This is a genomic window from Streptomyces sp. NPDC051913 (assembly GCF_044593635.1).
Taxonomy (GTDB): domain Bacteria; phylum Actinomycetota; class Actinomycetes; order Streptomycetales; family Streptomycetaceae; genus Streptomyces.
Window position 1 is genome coordinate 288,208 of sequence record NZ_JBIUCI010000003.1, and the last position, 14,726, is coordinate 302,933.

Annotated in this window: 12 protein-coding genes; 6 read left to right on the forward strand and 6 right to left on the reverse strand. The window is 70.4% G+C overall.

Going from position 1 to position 14,726, the window contains the following annotated elements:
- Positions 1-21: 21 nt before the first annotated feature.
- The 3 genes from grpE to ACIHIX_RS10315 all read right to left on the reverse strand — a co-directional run bounded on the left by grpE (position 22) and on the right by ACIHIX_RS10315 (position 3,624).
- Complete coding sequence (gene grpE, locus ACIHIX_RS10305) at positions 22-672, reverse strand: nucleotide exchange factor GrpE (RefSeq protein WP_399952646.1); 651 nt, start codon at positions 670-672, stop codon at positions 22-24.
- Positions 669-2,513, reverse strand: coding sequence for a molecular chaperone DnaK (dnaK, locus tag ACIHIX_RS10310; RefSeq protein ID WP_399952649.1), 1,845 nt, complete (start codon positions 2,511-2,513; stop codon positions 669-671). Before dnaK ends, grpE begins: the two co-directional genes overlap by 4 nt.
- 94 nt (positions 2,514-2,607) lie before the next feature.
- Positions 2,608-3,624: an MraY family glycosyltransferase gene (locus ACIHIX_RS10315; RefSeq protein ID WP_399952652.1), complete on the reverse strand. Its 1,017-nt coding sequence runs from the start codon at positions 3,622-3,624 to the stop codon at positions 2,608-2,610.
- Positions 3,625-3,825: 201 nt separating this feature from the next.
- Between ACIHIX_RS10315 and ACIHIX_RS10320 the strand changes: the two genes are divergently transcribed.
- Complete coding sequence (locus ACIHIX_RS10320; protein ID WP_399952655.1) at positions 3,826-6,093, forward strand: (Fe-S)-binding protein; 2,268 nt, start codon at positions 3,826-3,828, stop codon at positions 6,091-6,093.
- Here the strand turns inward: ACIHIX_RS10320 and ACIHIX_RS10325 are convergent.
- From ACIHIX_RS10325 to ACIHIX_RS10335, 3 genes are read right to left on the reverse strand one after another with little or no spacing between them, the layout of a single operon-like run.
- The gene (locus ACIHIX_RS10325) at positions 6,086-6,901 is read right to left on the reverse strand and encodes a DUF817 domain-containing protein (protein ID WP_399952658.1); all 816 of its coding nucleotides are present in this window, start codon (positions 6,899-6,901) and stop codon (positions 6,086-6,088) included. The two genes, ACIHIX_RS10320 and ACIHIX_RS10325, sit on opposite strands and share 8 nt — an antisense overlap.
- A gap of 50 nt (positions 6,902-6,951) precedes the next feature.
- On the reverse strand, positions 6,952-7,467 hold the full coding sequence (locus tag ACIHIX_RS10330) for a GNAT family N-acetyltransferase (RefSeq protein ID WP_399952661.1): 516 nt from the start codon (positions 7,465-7,467) through the stop codon (positions 6,952-6,954).
- A gap of 5 nt (positions 7,468-7,472) precedes the next feature.
- Positions 7,473-8,483: a phosphotransferase gene (locus ACIHIX_RS10335; RefSeq protein ID WP_399952663.1), complete on the reverse strand. Its 1,011-nt coding sequence runs from the start codon at positions 8,481-8,483 to the stop codon at positions 7,473-7,475.
- A gap of 95 nt (positions 8,484-8,578) precedes the next feature.
- Here ACIHIX_RS10335 and ACIHIX_RS10340 point away from each other — a divergent pair, with 95 nt between their 5' ends.
- The 5 genes from ACIHIX_RS10340 to ACIHIX_RS10360 all read left to right on the forward strand — a co-directional run bounded on the left by ACIHIX_RS10340 (position 8,579) and on the right by ACIHIX_RS10360 (position 14,718).
- Positions 8,579-8,779, forward strand: coding sequence for a hypothetical protein (locus ACIHIX_RS10340; protein WP_399952666.1), 201 nt, complete (start codon positions 8,579-8,581; stop codon positions 8,777-8,779).
- Between the two features lie 75 nt (positions 8,780-8,854).
- Positions 8,855-10,150: an FG-GAP repeat domain-containing protein gene (locus ACIHIX_RS10345; protein ID WP_399952669.1), complete on the forward strand. Its 1,296-nt coding sequence runs from the start codon at positions 8,855-8,857 to the stop codon at positions 10,148-10,150.
- Positions 10,151-10,353: 203 nt separating this feature from the next.
- Positions 10,354-11,808: an FG-GAP and VCBS repeat-containing protein gene (locus tag ACIHIX_RS10350; RefSeq protein WP_399952670.1), complete on the forward strand. Its 1,455-nt coding sequence runs from the start codon at positions 10,354-10,356 to the stop codon at positions 11,806-11,808.
- Between the two features lie 62 nt (positions 11,809-11,870).
- The gene (locus ACIHIX_RS10355) at positions 11,871-13,235 is read left to right on the forward strand and encodes an FG-GAP and VCBS repeat-containing protein (RefSeq protein WP_399952673.1); all 1,365 of its coding nucleotides are present in this window, start codon (positions 11,871-11,873) and stop codon (positions 13,233-13,235) included.
- 31 nt (positions 13,236-13,266) lie between these two features.
- Positions 13,267-14,718 (forward strand): FG-GAP-like repeat-containing protein, encoded by a 1,452-nt coding sequence (locus tag ACIHIX_RS10360; RefSeq protein ID WP_399952676.1) that lies wholly within the window; start codon positions 13,267-13,269, stop codon positions 14,716-14,718.
- The last annotated feature ends 8 nt before the right edge of the window (positions 14,719-14,726 follow it).

The window sequence follows — 14,726 nt, forward strand, 5'->3', positions numbered from 1 at the left end:
TCTCGATCGGTCCAGGTGACGTCAGCCCTCTTCAGAGCTGTTGTCCTTCTCCTCGGTCTCAGCGTCTTCGGCCTTGACCGTCTGCGCGCCCGGCTGCGGTTCGGCGACGGCCACCCGCGCGGGGCGGATGGTGCGTTCGCCGATGCGATACCCCGGCTGGAGGATCGCCACGCAGGTCGTCTCGGTGACGTCCGGCGCGTAGCTGTGCATCAGGGCCTCGTGGATCGTCGGGTCGAAGGGCTCGCCCTCCTTGCCGAACTGCTGGAGACCCATCTTCGCCGCGACGGTCTCCAGCGACTCACCGACGGACTTGAATCCGCCGACGAACTCGCCGTGGTCCCGGGCGCGGCCGATGTCGTCGAGCACGGGCAGGAGTTCGGTCAGGAGGTTCGCGACGGCGATCTCCTTGACCGTGATCCGGTCCCGCTCCACGCGGCGGCGGTAGTTCTGGAACTCGGCCTGGAGCCGCTGGAGGTCCGTGGTGCGCTCTTCGAGCGCCTTGCGGGACTGGTCCAGCTGGGCGGTCAGACCGGCGATCTGTGCGGTTGCGTCCCCGGCCGGGGCCGCCCCCTCGCCGTTCGACGAGGGTGCGGCCTTCGACTCGGCGTCGTCAGGGGTGGCGCCGGAGGGGACGTCGGGCTTCTCCTCGAAGCCCGGGGTCTCCTCCGTCACGCGGCACCGTCCTTACGGTCCTCGTCGACGATCTCGGCGTCGACGACGTCGTCGTCGGCCTTCGGGGCCTCCGCACCGGCCTCGGCGCCGCCCGCGGCCTGCGACGCCTGGGCGTCGGCGTACATGGCCTGGCCGACCTTCTGCGAGACCGCGGCGACCTTCTCGGTGGCGGTGCGGATCTCGGCGGTGTCCTCGCCCTTGAGCGCGGCCTTCAGCTCCTCGACGGCGGCCTCGACCTCGGTCTTGACCTCGCCGGGGACCTTGTCCTCGTTGTCCTTGAGGAACTTCTCCGTCTGGTAGACGAGCTGCTCGCCCTGGTTGCGGGTCTCGGCGGCCTCGCGGCGGGCGTGGTCCTCCTCCGCGTACTTCTCGGCCTCCTGGCGCATCCGGTCGACCTCGTCCTTCGGCAGCGAGGAGCCGCCGGTGACGGTCATCTTCTGCTCCTTGCCCGTGCCGAGGTCCTTCGCGGTCACGTGCATGATGCCGTTGGCGTCGATGTCGAAGGCGACCTCGATCTGCGGGACACCGCGCGGGGCCGGCGGCAGACCGGTCAGCTCGAACATCCCGAGCTTCTTGTTGTACGCCGCGATCTCGCGCTCGCCCTGGTAGACCTGGATCTGCACCGACGGCTGGTTGTCCTCGGCCGTCGTGAAGATCTCCGAACGCTTCGTCGGGATCGTCGTGTTGCGCTCGATCAGCTTGGTCATGATGCCGCCCTTGGTCTCGATGCCGAGGGACAGCGGGGTCACGTCGAGGAGCAGGACGTCCTTGACCTCACCCTTGAGGACACCGGCCTGGAGGGCGGCGCCGATGGCGACGACCTCGTCCGGGTTGACGCCCTTGTTGGCCTCGTTGCCACCGGTCAGCTCCTTGACGAGCTCGGCGACGGCGGGCATACGGGTGGAGCCACCCACGAGGACGACGTGGTCGATCTCGTTGATGGAGATGCCGGCGTCCTTGATGACGTTGTGGAACGGCGTCTTGCAGCGCTCCAGCAGGTCGGCCGTCAGCTGCTGGAACTGAGCGCGCGTGAGCTTCTCGTCCAGGTGCAGCGGGCCCTCGGCGGACGCGGTGATGTAGGGCAGGTTGATCGAGGTCTCGGTGGACGAGGACAGCTCGATCTTCGCCTTCTCGGCGGCCTCGCGCAGACGCTGGAGCGCCATCTTGTCCTTGGCGAGGTCCACGCCGTGACCGGACTTGAACTGCTGCACCAGGTAGTCGACGACGCGCTGGTCCCAGTCGTCACCACCGAGGTGGTTGTCACCGTTGGTGGCCTTCACCTCGACGACGCCGTCGCCGATCTCCAGGAGGGACACGTCGAAGGTGCCGCCACCGAGGTCGAAGACGAGGATCGTCTGGTCGTCCTTGTCGAGGCCGTACGCGAGCGCGGCCGCGGTGGGCTCGTTGACGATACGGAGGACGTTGAGACCGGCGATCTCGCCGGCTTCCTTCGTCGCCTGACGCTCGGAGTCGTTGAAGTACGCCGGGACGGTGATGACCGCGTCGGTCACCTTCTCGCCCAGGTACGCCTCGGCGTCCCGCTTCAGCTTCTGGAGGATGAACGCCGAGATCTGCTGCGGGTTGAAGGGCTTCCCGTCCAGCTCGATCTTCCAGTCGGTGCCCATGTGACGCTTCACCGAACGGATGGTCCGGTCCACGTTGGTGACCGCCTGGCGCTTGGCGACCTCGCCGACCAGCACCTCGCCGTTCTTCGCGAAGGCGACGACGGACGGCGTGGTCCTGGCACCCTCGGCGTTGGTGATGACGGTGGGCTCGCCGCCTTCGAGAACGCTGACGACGGAGTTAGTCGTGCCCAGGTCGATGCCGACCGCACGTGCCATGGTTGATTCCTCCAGCTGACTTGAGTGGAACGGACTCAAGTGTGCATGACGCACGCGTTTGGTGCAACAGACCTGAGTCTGTGACGCTCAACTCTTATCCGTTCCTTACACGCAAGGGCCCTCTGACCTGCGGCGACGCCTGGGCCGGTACCGGTCGAGAACCCCCGGAGGACTTCACCCGCAGCAGCGCGAGGACGACGACCAGGGCGCCCGCGGCCACCCACAGCGACCCCGTCGCCCCGACCCACCCGAGGTGCTCCAGCACTCCGACGAGCACTCCCGCGAAGGCCCCGAGGCCGAGCAGCACGACCGTCCCCTGCGGGGTCAGCCCCAGCCTGCGCAGCCGGTGCGCGAGATGGTCCGGGCCGCGCCGCCCGGCCAGTCGGCGGGCGACGACGACCAGAAGGACGTCGGCGACGGCCACCGCGTTGAGCGCGAACAGCACGCCCGCGCTGGAGGCGGCCTCGTGCCCGGTGCGGGCCACCACGCCGGCCGCGGCGAGGACGAACCCGGCGAACAGCGCCCCGCCCGAACCGAGCCCCACGCGCGCGGGGGGCCAGTTGTGCATCAGGAACCCGGTCAGTGCGGCGGCCAGCACGCTCAGCAGCACCGCGAGGCCGTCCATCACCTCGGCCGCCGCACAGGCCCCCACCCCGAAGGCGGCGACGACCCCGACGGTCCCGGCCAGCCCGTCGGCATGGTCGAGTGCCCGGAACCCCAGCGCGACACACGCGATCCAGCCCACGGCGAGCATCCCGCCGACGACGCCGGTCTCCTCGTAGGGCACCACACAGGCCGCCGCCACGGCCGTACCGACGAGGAGCACGCGCGGGCGGACCCGCCACAGGTCGGCGACGAGGCCGAGGGCGGCGACGGCGGCGGCCGCGACGAGCAGTTCGCCGCCGCCCGGGGGCGCGATGCCGGTCCGCTCCCCGGTGACGACGACCGCGCAGGTCGTGAGCACCACCGCGACACCCCCGGACAGCGGCACCTTGCGCTGCTGCCTGCGCCGGTCGGTCAGACCCAGGCGCAGGGCGGGGGCGCGCAGCAGCGCGGTGAGTACCGCGGTCAGCAGCAGGGCGGTGGTGGCGGCAGCGATCCCATAGAGCACGAGTCTTAAAGTAGTCACGAATGTACCAATTTGGTACGAATAACACGTTCAGACTTTCCACCGGCTCTTAAGGCAACCCTCAGCGACACAGATCACCGCAGTGCTGGCTACAGTGCGAACGAGGATGCGGGTACCCTCAAGAGAACTGCATAAGTTACCGCTTAGTAATCTCGCCCCGCCCAGGCCCGAGGAGCCCCCGACATGCAACTCGCAGCGATCATCGTGTCGCTGGTCCTGACCGTGGTCGGTGCCGCACTCTTCGCACGCGTCATCGCGCAGTTCGTCCGCTTCTTCATGCTCGGACAGCCGCTGCCGGCCGGTGCCCGGACCGACAACCCGTACCAGCGCAGCGTGACCCTGGTGAAGGAGTTCCTGGGCCACACCCGGATGAACCGCTGGGGCGTCGTGGGCGTCGCCCACTGGTTCGTGGCGATCGGCTTCCTGACCCTGATCCCGGTGCTCGGCCAGGCCCTCGGCCAGCTCTTCCAGGCCGACTTCCAGCTGCCGGTCATCGGCGGCTGGCTGCCCTGGGAGATGTACGTCGAGTTCATCACCGTGATGACGGGCCTCGGCATCGCCACGCTCATCGTCATCCGGCTGCTGAACCTGCCCTCTCGCCCCGGCCGCAAGTCCCGTTTCGCGGGCTCCAAGGCCTGGCAGGCGTACTTCGTCGAGTACGTCATCCTGACCATCGGCGCCGTGATCTACGTGCTGCGCGGCCTGGAGGGCTCGCTGCACCACGTCGACCACTACGAGGCCGCGTACTTCGCCTCGTACCCCCTGGTCGCCGCCCTGCGCGACCTCGACGTCTCCACGCTGCAGAACCTGACCTACCTGTTCGCGGGCATCAAGGTCAGCGTCTCCTTCATCTGGATGATCGTCGTCTCGGTCAACGCCAACATGAGCGTCGCCTGGCACCGCTTCCTCGCCTTCCCGAACATCTGGTTCAAGCGCGAGGGCGACGGCGGTACCGCGCTCGGCGCGCTCCAGCCGATGACGTCGGGCGGCAAGCCGATCGACTTCACCGACCCCGGTGACGACGACGTCTTCGGCGTCTCCCAGGTCGAGCAGTTCTCCTGGAAGGGCCTGCTGGACTTCTCCACGTGCACCGAGTGCGGCCGCTGCCAGTCGCAGTGCCCGGCCTGGAACACGGGCAAGCCGCTCTCCCCGAAGCTGCTGATCATGTCGCTGCGGGACCACTCGCACGCCAAGGCGCCCTACCTGCTCGCGGGTGGCGGCAAGACCATGGAGGGCGAGGAGAAGGCGTCCGAGGAGCAGCTGGCCGGTGTGCCGGCGGCGGCTCTGGCGGAGGCCGAGCGCCCGCTGATCGGCACCCTCGAAGAGAACGGCGTCATCGACCCGGACGTCCTGTGGTCCTGCACCACCTGCGGCGCCTGCGTCGAGCAGTGCCCGGTCGACATCGAGCACGTCGACCACATCGTCGACATGCGCCGCTACCAGGTGATGATCGAGTCCGCGTTCCCGTCCGAGGCGGGCACGATGCTCAAGAACCTGGAGAAGAAGGGCAACCCCTGGGGCCTGGCCAAGAAGCAGCGCCTGGAGTGGACGAAGGAAGTCGACTTCGAGGTGCCGGTCGTCGGCAAGGACATCGAGGACCTCTCCGAGGTCGAGTACCTGTACTGGGTCGGCTGCGCCGGCGCCCTGGAGGACCGCGCCAAGAAGACCACCAAGGCCTTCGCGGAGCTCCTGCACATGGCGGGCGTCAAGTTCGCCATCATGGGCGGCGACGAGAAGTGCACCGGTGACTCCGCCCGCCGTCTCGGCAACGAGCCCCTGTTCCAGGAGCTCGGCATGGAGAACGTGGCCGCGCTGAACATGGCGTTCGGCGAGGACGACGAGGACGAGAGCACCAAGAAGCCGAAGTCCTCCAAGAAGATCGTCGCCACCTGCCCGCACTGCCTCAACACCATCGGCAACGAGTACCCGCAGCTCGGCGGCGACTACGAGGTCATCCACCACACCCAGCTGCTCCAGCACCTGGTGGACGAGGGCAAGCTGGTCCCGGTCACCCCGGTCGAGGGCATCATCACCTACCACGACCCCTGCTACCTGGGCCGGCACAACAAGATCTACACGCCGCCGCGCGAGATCATCGCGAACGTCCCGGGCCTCAGGAACGAGGAGATGCACCGCCACAAGGAGCGCGGCTTCTGCTGTGGCGCCGGTGGCGCGCGGATGTGGATGGAGGAGCGGATCGGCAAGCGCATCAACAACGAGCGCGTCGACGAGGCTCTGTCGTTGAACCCCGACATCGTCTCCACCGCCTGCCCGTTCTGCCTGGTCATGCTCACCGACTCGGTGAACGGCAAGAAGAACGAGGGCAAGGCCAAGGAGTCCATCACCGTCGTCGACGTGGCCCAGCTGCTGCTGGAGTCGGTCAAGACCCCGGTGGACCCCGAGGACGCCGCGGAGACCGAGAGCGAGCCGGAGCCCGAGCCGGTCAAGTAGTGGTCGTGGCCGATACGGCCGTACGACGCCGCCCCCTGTCCGAGGAATCGGCAGGGGGCGTCGCCGTTAGCCGGCGCGCGCCGCAGATGACGAAGGTGACGCTGATCAGCAGCGCCCAGGACACCCACTTGCCGATCGCGACCGGCTGCCAGCCGTCCAGCTGGTCGGGATAGGTCCAGGCGCCGAGATACGTCGCCATGTTCTCCGCCAGCCACAGGAAGAACCCGATCAGCGCGAAGGACAGGGCCAGCGGCATCCGGTACCGGTGGGCGCCGATCGTGTAGTGCACCCAGGTGCCGGCGGTCGCCGCCAGCAGCAGCGCGGCGAGCGGCCAACGCAGGTCGGGTATCCAGTGGTGGGTGAGGAAGTTGGCGTACAGCAGCACGGCGACCGCGGCGGTGGCGCGGGGCCGGTAGCCGGTCAGGGACAGCCGCATCAGCCGCCAGGAGCGGCAGACGTAGCTGCCGACCGCCGCGTACATGAAACCGCCGTACAACGGCACCCCGGCGAGCTTGGCCAGGCCCGGCTCCGGATAGCTCCACGAGCCGACGTGCACCTTCACCACCTCGAAGGCGAGCCCCAGCCCATGGCAGAAGGCGACCACCGCCACCTCCCGCCGTGTCTCCCACCCCAGCAGGAAACCCACGCCGGTCAGCAGGACGCCGTACGCCAGCAGCAGGTCGTAGCGCGTCACCGGCAGCGGCGGGAGCAGTGTGGACGCCGCCATCCCGCCGAACAGGGCGACGGCGAAGGCACAGCAGCGGGCCTGGAGCCAGGTGAAGCGGGCGAGTTGGCGAAGGAGACGCATGGTGCTGTAGATCGCCGGCGGGGCGCGGACGGTTGCAGCGGTGACGCGATCTACATGGGCAGCGAGTGCAGACGCGCGCGGCCCGGCGGCCATGCGGCGCCGTCGGCGAGCGGTGTCCACATCGTGCGCAGCGGATGGTCGACGACGACTCCACCGGGCTGCTCCACCCGCATCCCGTCCGTCGACTCCCGCCAGCCGAGGCGCCGGTAGAGCGGCACCCGGTCCGGCAGACAGAACAGGAGCCCGAACTCCACGCCGGTGCCCCGGGCGTGGGTGACGGCGGCGTCCACGACCAGCCGCGCCAGCCCGTGTCCCCGCAGGTCCGGCGCGACGACGACGCCACCGAGACCCGCCACCGGGAACCGGTGCTCCCCGACCGACACCGTGGCGTCCACCAGCCCCGCGTGCGCCACGAGCCGCCCCTGATGCCGGACGCCGAAGTGCACGTCCTTGTCCCGGGACCGCACCCCGAACGCGGCGACCTCGAAGGGGTCGTCGAGGCCGCCGGTGATCTCGTCGAGGTCGGCCTTGGTGTACTGAGGGAGCCGGATGACCGCGTATGCCATGAAGATCATCGTCGCGCATCGGGCAGGGGGGTGGAACCCAGCCCCCTCAGCCACTCCGCGCACGCCGCCTCCCCCGCCGGAAGGCTCGCGCCCGGGAAGAGGCGGGTCCAGGCGCGGGTCGGGGCGAGGGCGCCCAGGCGGGTCGCGAGGGTCAGGGCGCGGCGGAGTTCCGGCAGCGTACGGCCGTCTTCCGTCCAGGGTTCCAGGTAGGCGTCGCGCAGCCCGGGGAGGGCCTCGGGGCCGTGCCGTTCGCGGACTCGGCGGGCCGGGACGGTGAAGCTGCAGAAGGGGTGGGAGACATGGGCGTCGCCCCAGTCGAAGAAGGTGAAGCGGCCGGGGGCGGGACGGAAGAGCTGGCCGTCGTGCAGGTCGCAGTGGTCGAGGGAGTCGGGGACGCCGGTGGCGGCGAGTTCCGCGCACCAGTCGAGGAGGCGGGGGCGCAGGGCGTGCAGACGGGTCCGGTCCGCCGGGTCCAGCGCGGTGTTCTGCGCCAGGGCGGTGTCGAAGATGCCGGGGAGAGCGGCTGCGCGCGCGTCGGGTACGCCGAGCCGGTCCATCTCGGCGGCGTACGGGATCAGCGCCCGCTGCATCCGCGCGTACTGCCGCAGCGCCTCCTCCCACGCCCGGACGTCGGCGTCGCCGCGCTCCAGCACATCCCGGAAGAGATCACCGCCGTGGGGCAGCAGCGCCCAGCCGCGCCCGGCGTCGACGGCGAGCGGCTCCAGTACGTGCTCCGGCACCCAGCCGGCCAGCGCGGCGGTGAGCGCGCCCTCGAAGGCGCTGCCGGGCGGATTGGCCTTGAACCAGACGTCGGCACCGTCCCGCACCGCGATGCGCACGAGGACCGACCACGGCCGCAGCCGCACGCCCCACCGCCCCGCCGGCCGCAGCCCGCGCGCCGCGAGCTGTTCCTCCGCCCAGCCGAGCGCTGTTTCCCGCCACTCCTGCTGTTCCCAGGGGGTCACGGTGTCCTGGTAGCTCCCACGGTCCACGACCGTCGACGTCTCGTGCCGCACCGGCCCATCCGAACATCCCCGGCGCCCCTTCCACCAGCGGTTTCCGTACGAGAAGATCACCGGGACCGTAGGCATGCGTGAGGTGGGGGAAAAACATGGGGCTCGTCGTGTTGCTGGGCATCCTGGCGTTCGTGGTCTTCGGGTGCGTGTGTGTGGTGTGGGCCGCGCGCGGCGGGCCGCGATGGGTGCGGGGCGTGGCCTGGGTGACGACCGGGCTGGGTGAGGTCGTGATGGCCCTGGCGAAGAGCAGCAAGGGGAAGAGCCGCTCCAACTCCAGTAGTGACGATGGCGACTGAGCCAACCCCTTAACCCCACCGTCGAACACGTGCATCATTGCGAGGTCGTTGTCGATGATGCTGACGAGGTGAGCGGTGCGCGTGCGAGGAGCCGGGACGGGGACGGCCGTGCTGTGCGGTGTGCTGCTGCTCGCCTCCTGCGGACCCCACCAGAACGCCGGCGGCGGCGACGGCCCGAGCGGCGCCCCCGTACGGGCCAACAGCGCGCCCGCGCTGCTGCCGGTGCCGCGCGGTGACGGCAGCAAGGTCGCGGACGACTTCAACGGCGACGGCCACCGCGACCTCGTCCTGAACGACCTCGTCAAGGCGGAGAGCCACACCGACGACCCCGGCATCGGCATCGTCTACGGCAGTGCGCGCGGACTCCGGGCGGGTGCACGGCAGTTGGTGAGCGCGAAGAAGCAGGCGGTGGCCACCAAGGGCCAACTCCCCGCCGTCTTCGACGCGGAGGCCGGCTGCGACCTCGACAAGGACGGGTTCACCGACCTCGTCGTCTCCACCGACCCGCCCTTCGACGGGCAGGGGCAGCCCCCGGTCCCGTTGCAGGTGCTGTTCGGCTCGCCCTCCGGGCTGACCGGCAGGGCCGTCAAGCTCGCCGTCCCCGCCAAGGCCCGCGCGGGCAACGACTGGGCGGACCAGCCGGTGTGCGGGGACTTCGACGGGGACGACGCCGCGGATCTCGTCCTGCACGCCTCGGGTGGCCAACTCACGTATCTGCAAGGCCCGTTCAGCAGAAAGGGCGCCCCGCGCAAGGCCGGTGCGCCGATCCGGTCGCCGGGGCAGGTACCGGTCGGCCCCGCCGCCGACGTGAACCTCGACGGATACGACGACCTGGTCGTCCGTACCGCCGAGGGCACCGCCGCCTCCGCCGTCGTCCTCGGCGGCCCCACCGGCCCGACCCGCACCGGCGCCACCCTGCCCACCGGTGTCGACGTGGCCCTCGGCCGCTTCGGCAGGGGCAGGGCGTGGGACGCGGCGGTCGGCGCGATGGGCGGCACCGCCCTGCGCTACGACCTGCCCACCGCCGTCCGCGGCACCCTCGCCTCCCCCGGCTCGATGCTCGACGCCGCCGACTTCGACGGGGACGGACTGAGCGAACTCGTCTCCAGCGGCTCGCGGGTGAAGGTTTTCAGGGGCGCTACGAAGGGGCTGTCCGCGGCGGCCATGGTCACCGTCGAGCCGAAAGCCGTCGGCACCACCCGGGTCGTCGGCATCGGCGACTTCGACGGCGACGGGCGGGCGGACCTCGCGCTGCGCACCTACCGGGGCGAGACGAAGGACAGCGTCACCGTGTACTCCGGGGCGAAGAAGGGACTGGTGGCGACGGAGCCGACGGTCACCTTCTCGACGGCGGCGTTCCTCGCCTCCTGACCACGAGCACCGGACGCCTCACCTCGCACAAACATTTACCGAACTCACGTACAACCCTTGCCCACCGGCAGAGGTCTCCTGATCGCCGACCGTGCTGTGCACCCGAGATGAGCCGAGAAGAGCTCCCGGAGAACCCGCGCGGTCCGCCCCCATCGACTGCGGGCGCCCGCCAGGCGCCCCCCGCATGCCGCAGGAGAACCCGCATGCACCAGCGTCATCTGCGACTCGCCCTCGCGACGGCCACCGCCGCCGCGCTGACGGGCGGTCTGCTGACGTTCTCGGCCGTGACCGCGACGGCCGCCGACTCCACCACCGTCCCGCAGGCCGACTTCAACAACGACGGCATCGGGGACACCGCCTTCTCGGCCGACGGCGCCTACGTCGGCGGCAAGAAGAACGCCGGTCAGCTCGTCGTCCTCTACGGCACCCGCTCCGGGGTGTCGTCCGCGCAGCGCTCCGTCGTCAGCCAGAACACCACCGGCACCCCGGGCACGGCGGAGACCGGCGACGGCTTCGGCGTCGACAGCGCCTACGCCGACTTCAACGGCGACGGCTACGACGACCTCGCCGTCGGCTCCCCGGGCGAGGACGTCGGCGACGACACCGACGGCGGCAGCCTGGCCGTCCTGTGGGGCTCGGCGTCCGGCATCACCGGCAAGGGCGTCACCATCCCCGACCCGGCGCCCGGCAAGCACGACCGCTGGGGCAAGACCCTCGCCGCCGGCGACTTCGACGGCGACGGCAAGGCCGACCTGGCCGTCGGCAGCACCGGCGCCGCGGTCTACGTCTTCAAGGACGGCATCTCCGGCGACGGCACCACGGGCGGCCAGTACACCGTCACACCCCCGATCGCGAGCCACGACGGTGCCGGCGCACTGCACCTGACCGCGGGTGACGTGACCGGCGACGGCCGCACGGACCTCGTCGTCGACGGCTACGAGAACACGACCGAGCACGGCTGGAACCGCAACTACTACTTCCCCGGAGTCTCCGGAGGCCTGTCGGACGGCCGCGTCAAGGAACTCAAGGCGGGCATCGTCAGCGGGATCGGCGACATCAACCACGACGGCTACGGCGACATCGTGACCGGCGCCTCCTGGAACGGCGATCCGAACTCCGCCACCGGCGGCAAGATCTGGATCACCTACGGCACGGCGGACGGCCCCGGCACCGTCAAGGGCATCACCCAGGACACCGGCAGCGTCCCCGGCACCTCCGAGAAGGACGACCACTTCGGCTGGGACCTCGACCTCGGCGACATCAACGGCGACGGCTTCCAGGACCTCGTCATCGGCGCCCCCGGCGAGAACATCGGCGCCATCACCGACGCTGGCATGGTCACCGTCCTCTACGGCACGGCCTCCGGCCTCAACACCTCCTCCGGCGCCCAGTCCTTCGCCCAGTCCACCGCGGGCGTCCCCGGCGAGGACGAGGCGAACGACGCGTTCGGCGCCGACGCCAAGCTCGACGACGTCAACGGCGACGGCAGGGCGGACCTGCTCGTCGGGTCGTACGAGAACGACGGCAACGGCGCGGTCCTTTACCTCCCCTCCAACGGCTCGAAGCTCACCACGGCCGGCTCCCGCACCGTCTCCCCGAGCGCGGTCGGCGTCTCCACGACGGGCGTCCCGGCGTTCGGCGTCAACTTCGCCGACTGACGTCCGCCGGCAGAGCCCACCTCCCTCACACCTCATCTGCTGACCCTCACCGGGAGCACTCCATGCGCAGAAGCACCGCGGCGGCCCTGACCGCCACCCTCCTCGCCACCGGCCTCACCCCGCTGTTCCTCGCCGCCCCGGCCTCCGCCGCCGTCGCCAAGCACTACGACGACTTCAACGGCGACGGCTACCGCGACCTCGCGTACAGCCACTACTACAGCGGTATCTCCGGCGACGACGGCTGGACCGGCGGCGCCGTCAACATCGTCTACGGCAAGGCGAGCGGCCTCGACACCTCGCACACCCAGGTCGTCCACCAGGACAGCCCCGGCATCCCCGGCACCGGCGAGGAGGACGACTACTTCGGCGGGTCGCTCACCAGCGCCGACCTCAACAAGGACGGCTACGCCGACCTGATCGTCGGCAACGACAGCGAGCACGTGGGCAGCGCGGAGTACCGCGGGACGGTCACCATCGTCTGGGGCTCGCGCACCGGCCTGTCCGGCGGCACCAGCCTCGCTCCGAAGGCGGGCGCGAGCGGCTCCCAGTCCCACTTCGGCAGCGCGCTCGCCAGCGGCGACTTCAACGGCGACGGCTCGCCCGACCTCGCGGTCATCGGCGGCGGCGAGGCGTGGCTGTACCGGGGCCCGTTCACCAAGTCCGGTACGACGGGCAGCGTCAGCAAGATCGACAAGGTGGACCAGGGCTGGTACTCGAACGGCCTCGCCGCCGGCAAGGTCAACGCCGACGGCAAGACCGACCTGGTCGTCCTCGGCACCCAGTTCGTCGACAACAAGCCGGCCCACCGCATCTGGTACCTCAAGGGCGCCTCGTCCGGCCTGACCTCGGGCGCCTCCAAGACGTACGCCAGTGAGCCGTGGAGCGCCACGATCGGCGACTTCGACAAGAACGGGTACGGCGACATCGCGGTCGGCCTGCCCGACAACAACGACGGCAAGGGCATCGTCAGCGTCTGGCGCGGCACGTCCTCGGGGCCGAGCGGCTCGATGACGTACAACCAGGCCTCCTCCGGCGTCTCCGGCAGCCCCGAGGCGGGCGACAACTTCGGCTACTCCGTGTCGGCCGGCGACACCAACGGCGACGGCTACGCGGACCTCGCGGTCGGTGTGCCCTTCGAGGACGTCGACGGCAAGGAGGACCAAGGCGGCGTCACCGTCTTCCGCGGCGGCTCGGGCGGCCTGACCGGCACCCGCTCCACCTGGATCCCGCAGACGGTCATCGGCCCGGCCGACTCCTACGCCTCCTTCGGTGCCCCGGTCCGGCTGCGCGACCTGAACCGCGACGGCAAGGCCGACCTGACGGTGGGCGCCAACGGCGACGCCCTGTTCATGCCCGGCACCGGCACCACGCCGACCGCGACGGGCTCCTTCCACCTGCCGGAGTTCGGCGGCGGCTTCCTCGACTGACGTACCTTCCCCCTCTTACTGGAGCACCTCTATGCGCCCCCTCAGAACCGCGCTCGCGACGGCCACCGCCGCCGCCCTCACCGGCGGTCTGCTCACCCTCACGGCCGCCACGACGGCGTCCGCGGCTCCTTCCGGACTCGCCGGCGACTTCAACGGCGACGGCTACCGCGACGTGGCCGTCGCCGCGCCCATCGCCAAGGTGAGCGGCAAGACCGGCGCGGGCTACGTCGCCGTCGTCTACGGCACCAAGAGCGGCCTCGACACCAGCAAGCGCCAGATCATCAGCCAGGCCACGGACGGCATCCCGGGCACCCCGGAGGCATCCGACTACTTCGGCGACCGCCTCACCTCGGGCGACTTCGACGGCGACGGCTACACGGACCTCGTCGTCGGCGTGCACGGCGAGCGGATCGGCTCCACCGACTCCTTCGGCGCGCTGACCGTGCTGTGGGGCGGCGCGACCGGCATCAAGTCCGGCACCGACATCTCCTCCCCGCTGCCGGAGTACCGCAACGAGCTGGGCTGGGTCATCGCGGCCGGTGACTTCGATGGCGACGGCCACACCGACCTCGCGGCCGGCAACAACTCCACGCCGGCCCTGAACATCTTCAAGGGCCCCATCTCCCGCACGGGCAAGGCGAGTTCGCTGGTCGGGATCGACACCGTCGACCAGACCACGATCTACCCCGACGGCCTGATCGCGGGCGAGGTCAACGGCGACGGGAAGACGGACCTGCTGGTCATGGGCCAGGAGGAGACCAGCACCGGCGACTACCGCACCCGCAGCGTCCTCTACAGCGGCGACGCCACCACCACCGTCAAGGCCGGCAAGAAGCTCGCGGGCGGCTACGCGGGTGTCATCGCCGACGTCGACAAGGACGGCTACGGCGACATCGTCACCGGCAACTTCATGGAGAAGTCCACGTCCGAGCCGAACGGCGGGCTGGGCGGCGCGGTGACGGTGACGTACGGCGCGAGCACGGGCCTCTCGTCCCGCACCCCGGTGAAGTTCACCCAGGACTCGGCAGGCGTCCCGGGCACGGCCGAGAAGAACGACTTCTTCGGCTGGAGCCTCTCCGCCGGTGACGTCAACGGCGACGGTTACGCCGACATCGCGGTCGGCGCCGAGCAGGAGAGCATCGGCTCGGCGAAGAACGCGGGCACGGTCACCATCCTGCGCGGCTCGTCCACCGGCCTGACCGGCACCGGCTCGAAGTCCTTCTCCCAGAACACCACGAACGTCCCCGGCACGGCCGAGTCCTACGACCACTTCGGCTACGCGGTGCAGCTCACGGACATCGACAACAACGGCCGCACCGAGCTGGTCGCCTCCGCCTCCGGCGAGAACAGCAGCGACGGCGCGGTCTGGTTCCTCAAGTCCACGACGTCCGGCATCACCGCCACGGGTTCGAAGTCCTTCAGCGGCCCGACCCTGGGCGGCCCGACGGGCGACGCGTACTTCGGCGACGTCCTGGAGGGCTGACGGCGACA

Bases quoted from the DNA above. Each gene is read 5' to 3' on its own strand.
- ACIHIX_RS10325 (WP_399952658.1), bottom strand. From the start codon at position 6,901: ATGCGTCTCCTTCGCCAACTCGCCCGCTTCACCTGGCTCCAGGCCCGC.
- ACIHIX_RS10360 (WP_399952676.1), top strand. From the start codon at position 13,267: ATGCGCCCCCTCAGAACCGCGCTCGCGACGGCCACCGCCGCCGCCCTC.
- ACIHIX_RS10355 (WP_399952673.1), top strand. From the start codon at position 11,871: ATGCGCAGAAGCACCGCGGCGGCCCTGACCGCCACCCTCCTCGCCACC.
- ACIHIX_RS10330 (WP_399952661.1), bottom strand. From the start codon at position 7,467: ATGGCATACGCGGTCATCCGGCTCCCTCAGTACACCAAGGCCGACCTC.
- dnaK (WP_399952649.1), bottom strand. From the start codon at position 2,513: ATGGCACGTGCGGTCGGCATCGACCTGGGCACGACTAACTCCGTCGTC.
- ACIHIX_RS10320 (WP_399952655.1), top strand. From the start codon at position 3,826: ATGCAACTCGCAGCGATCATCGTGTCGCTGGTCCTGACCGTGGTCGGT.
- ACIHIX_RS10350 (WP_399952670.1), top strand. From the start codon at position 10,354: ATGCACCAGCGTCATCTGCGACTCGCCCTCGCGACGGCCACCGCCGCC.
- ACIHIX_RS10340 (WP_399952666.1), top strand. From the start codon at position 8,579: ATGGGGCTCGTCGTGTTGCTGGGCATCCTGGCGTTCGTGGTCTTCGGG.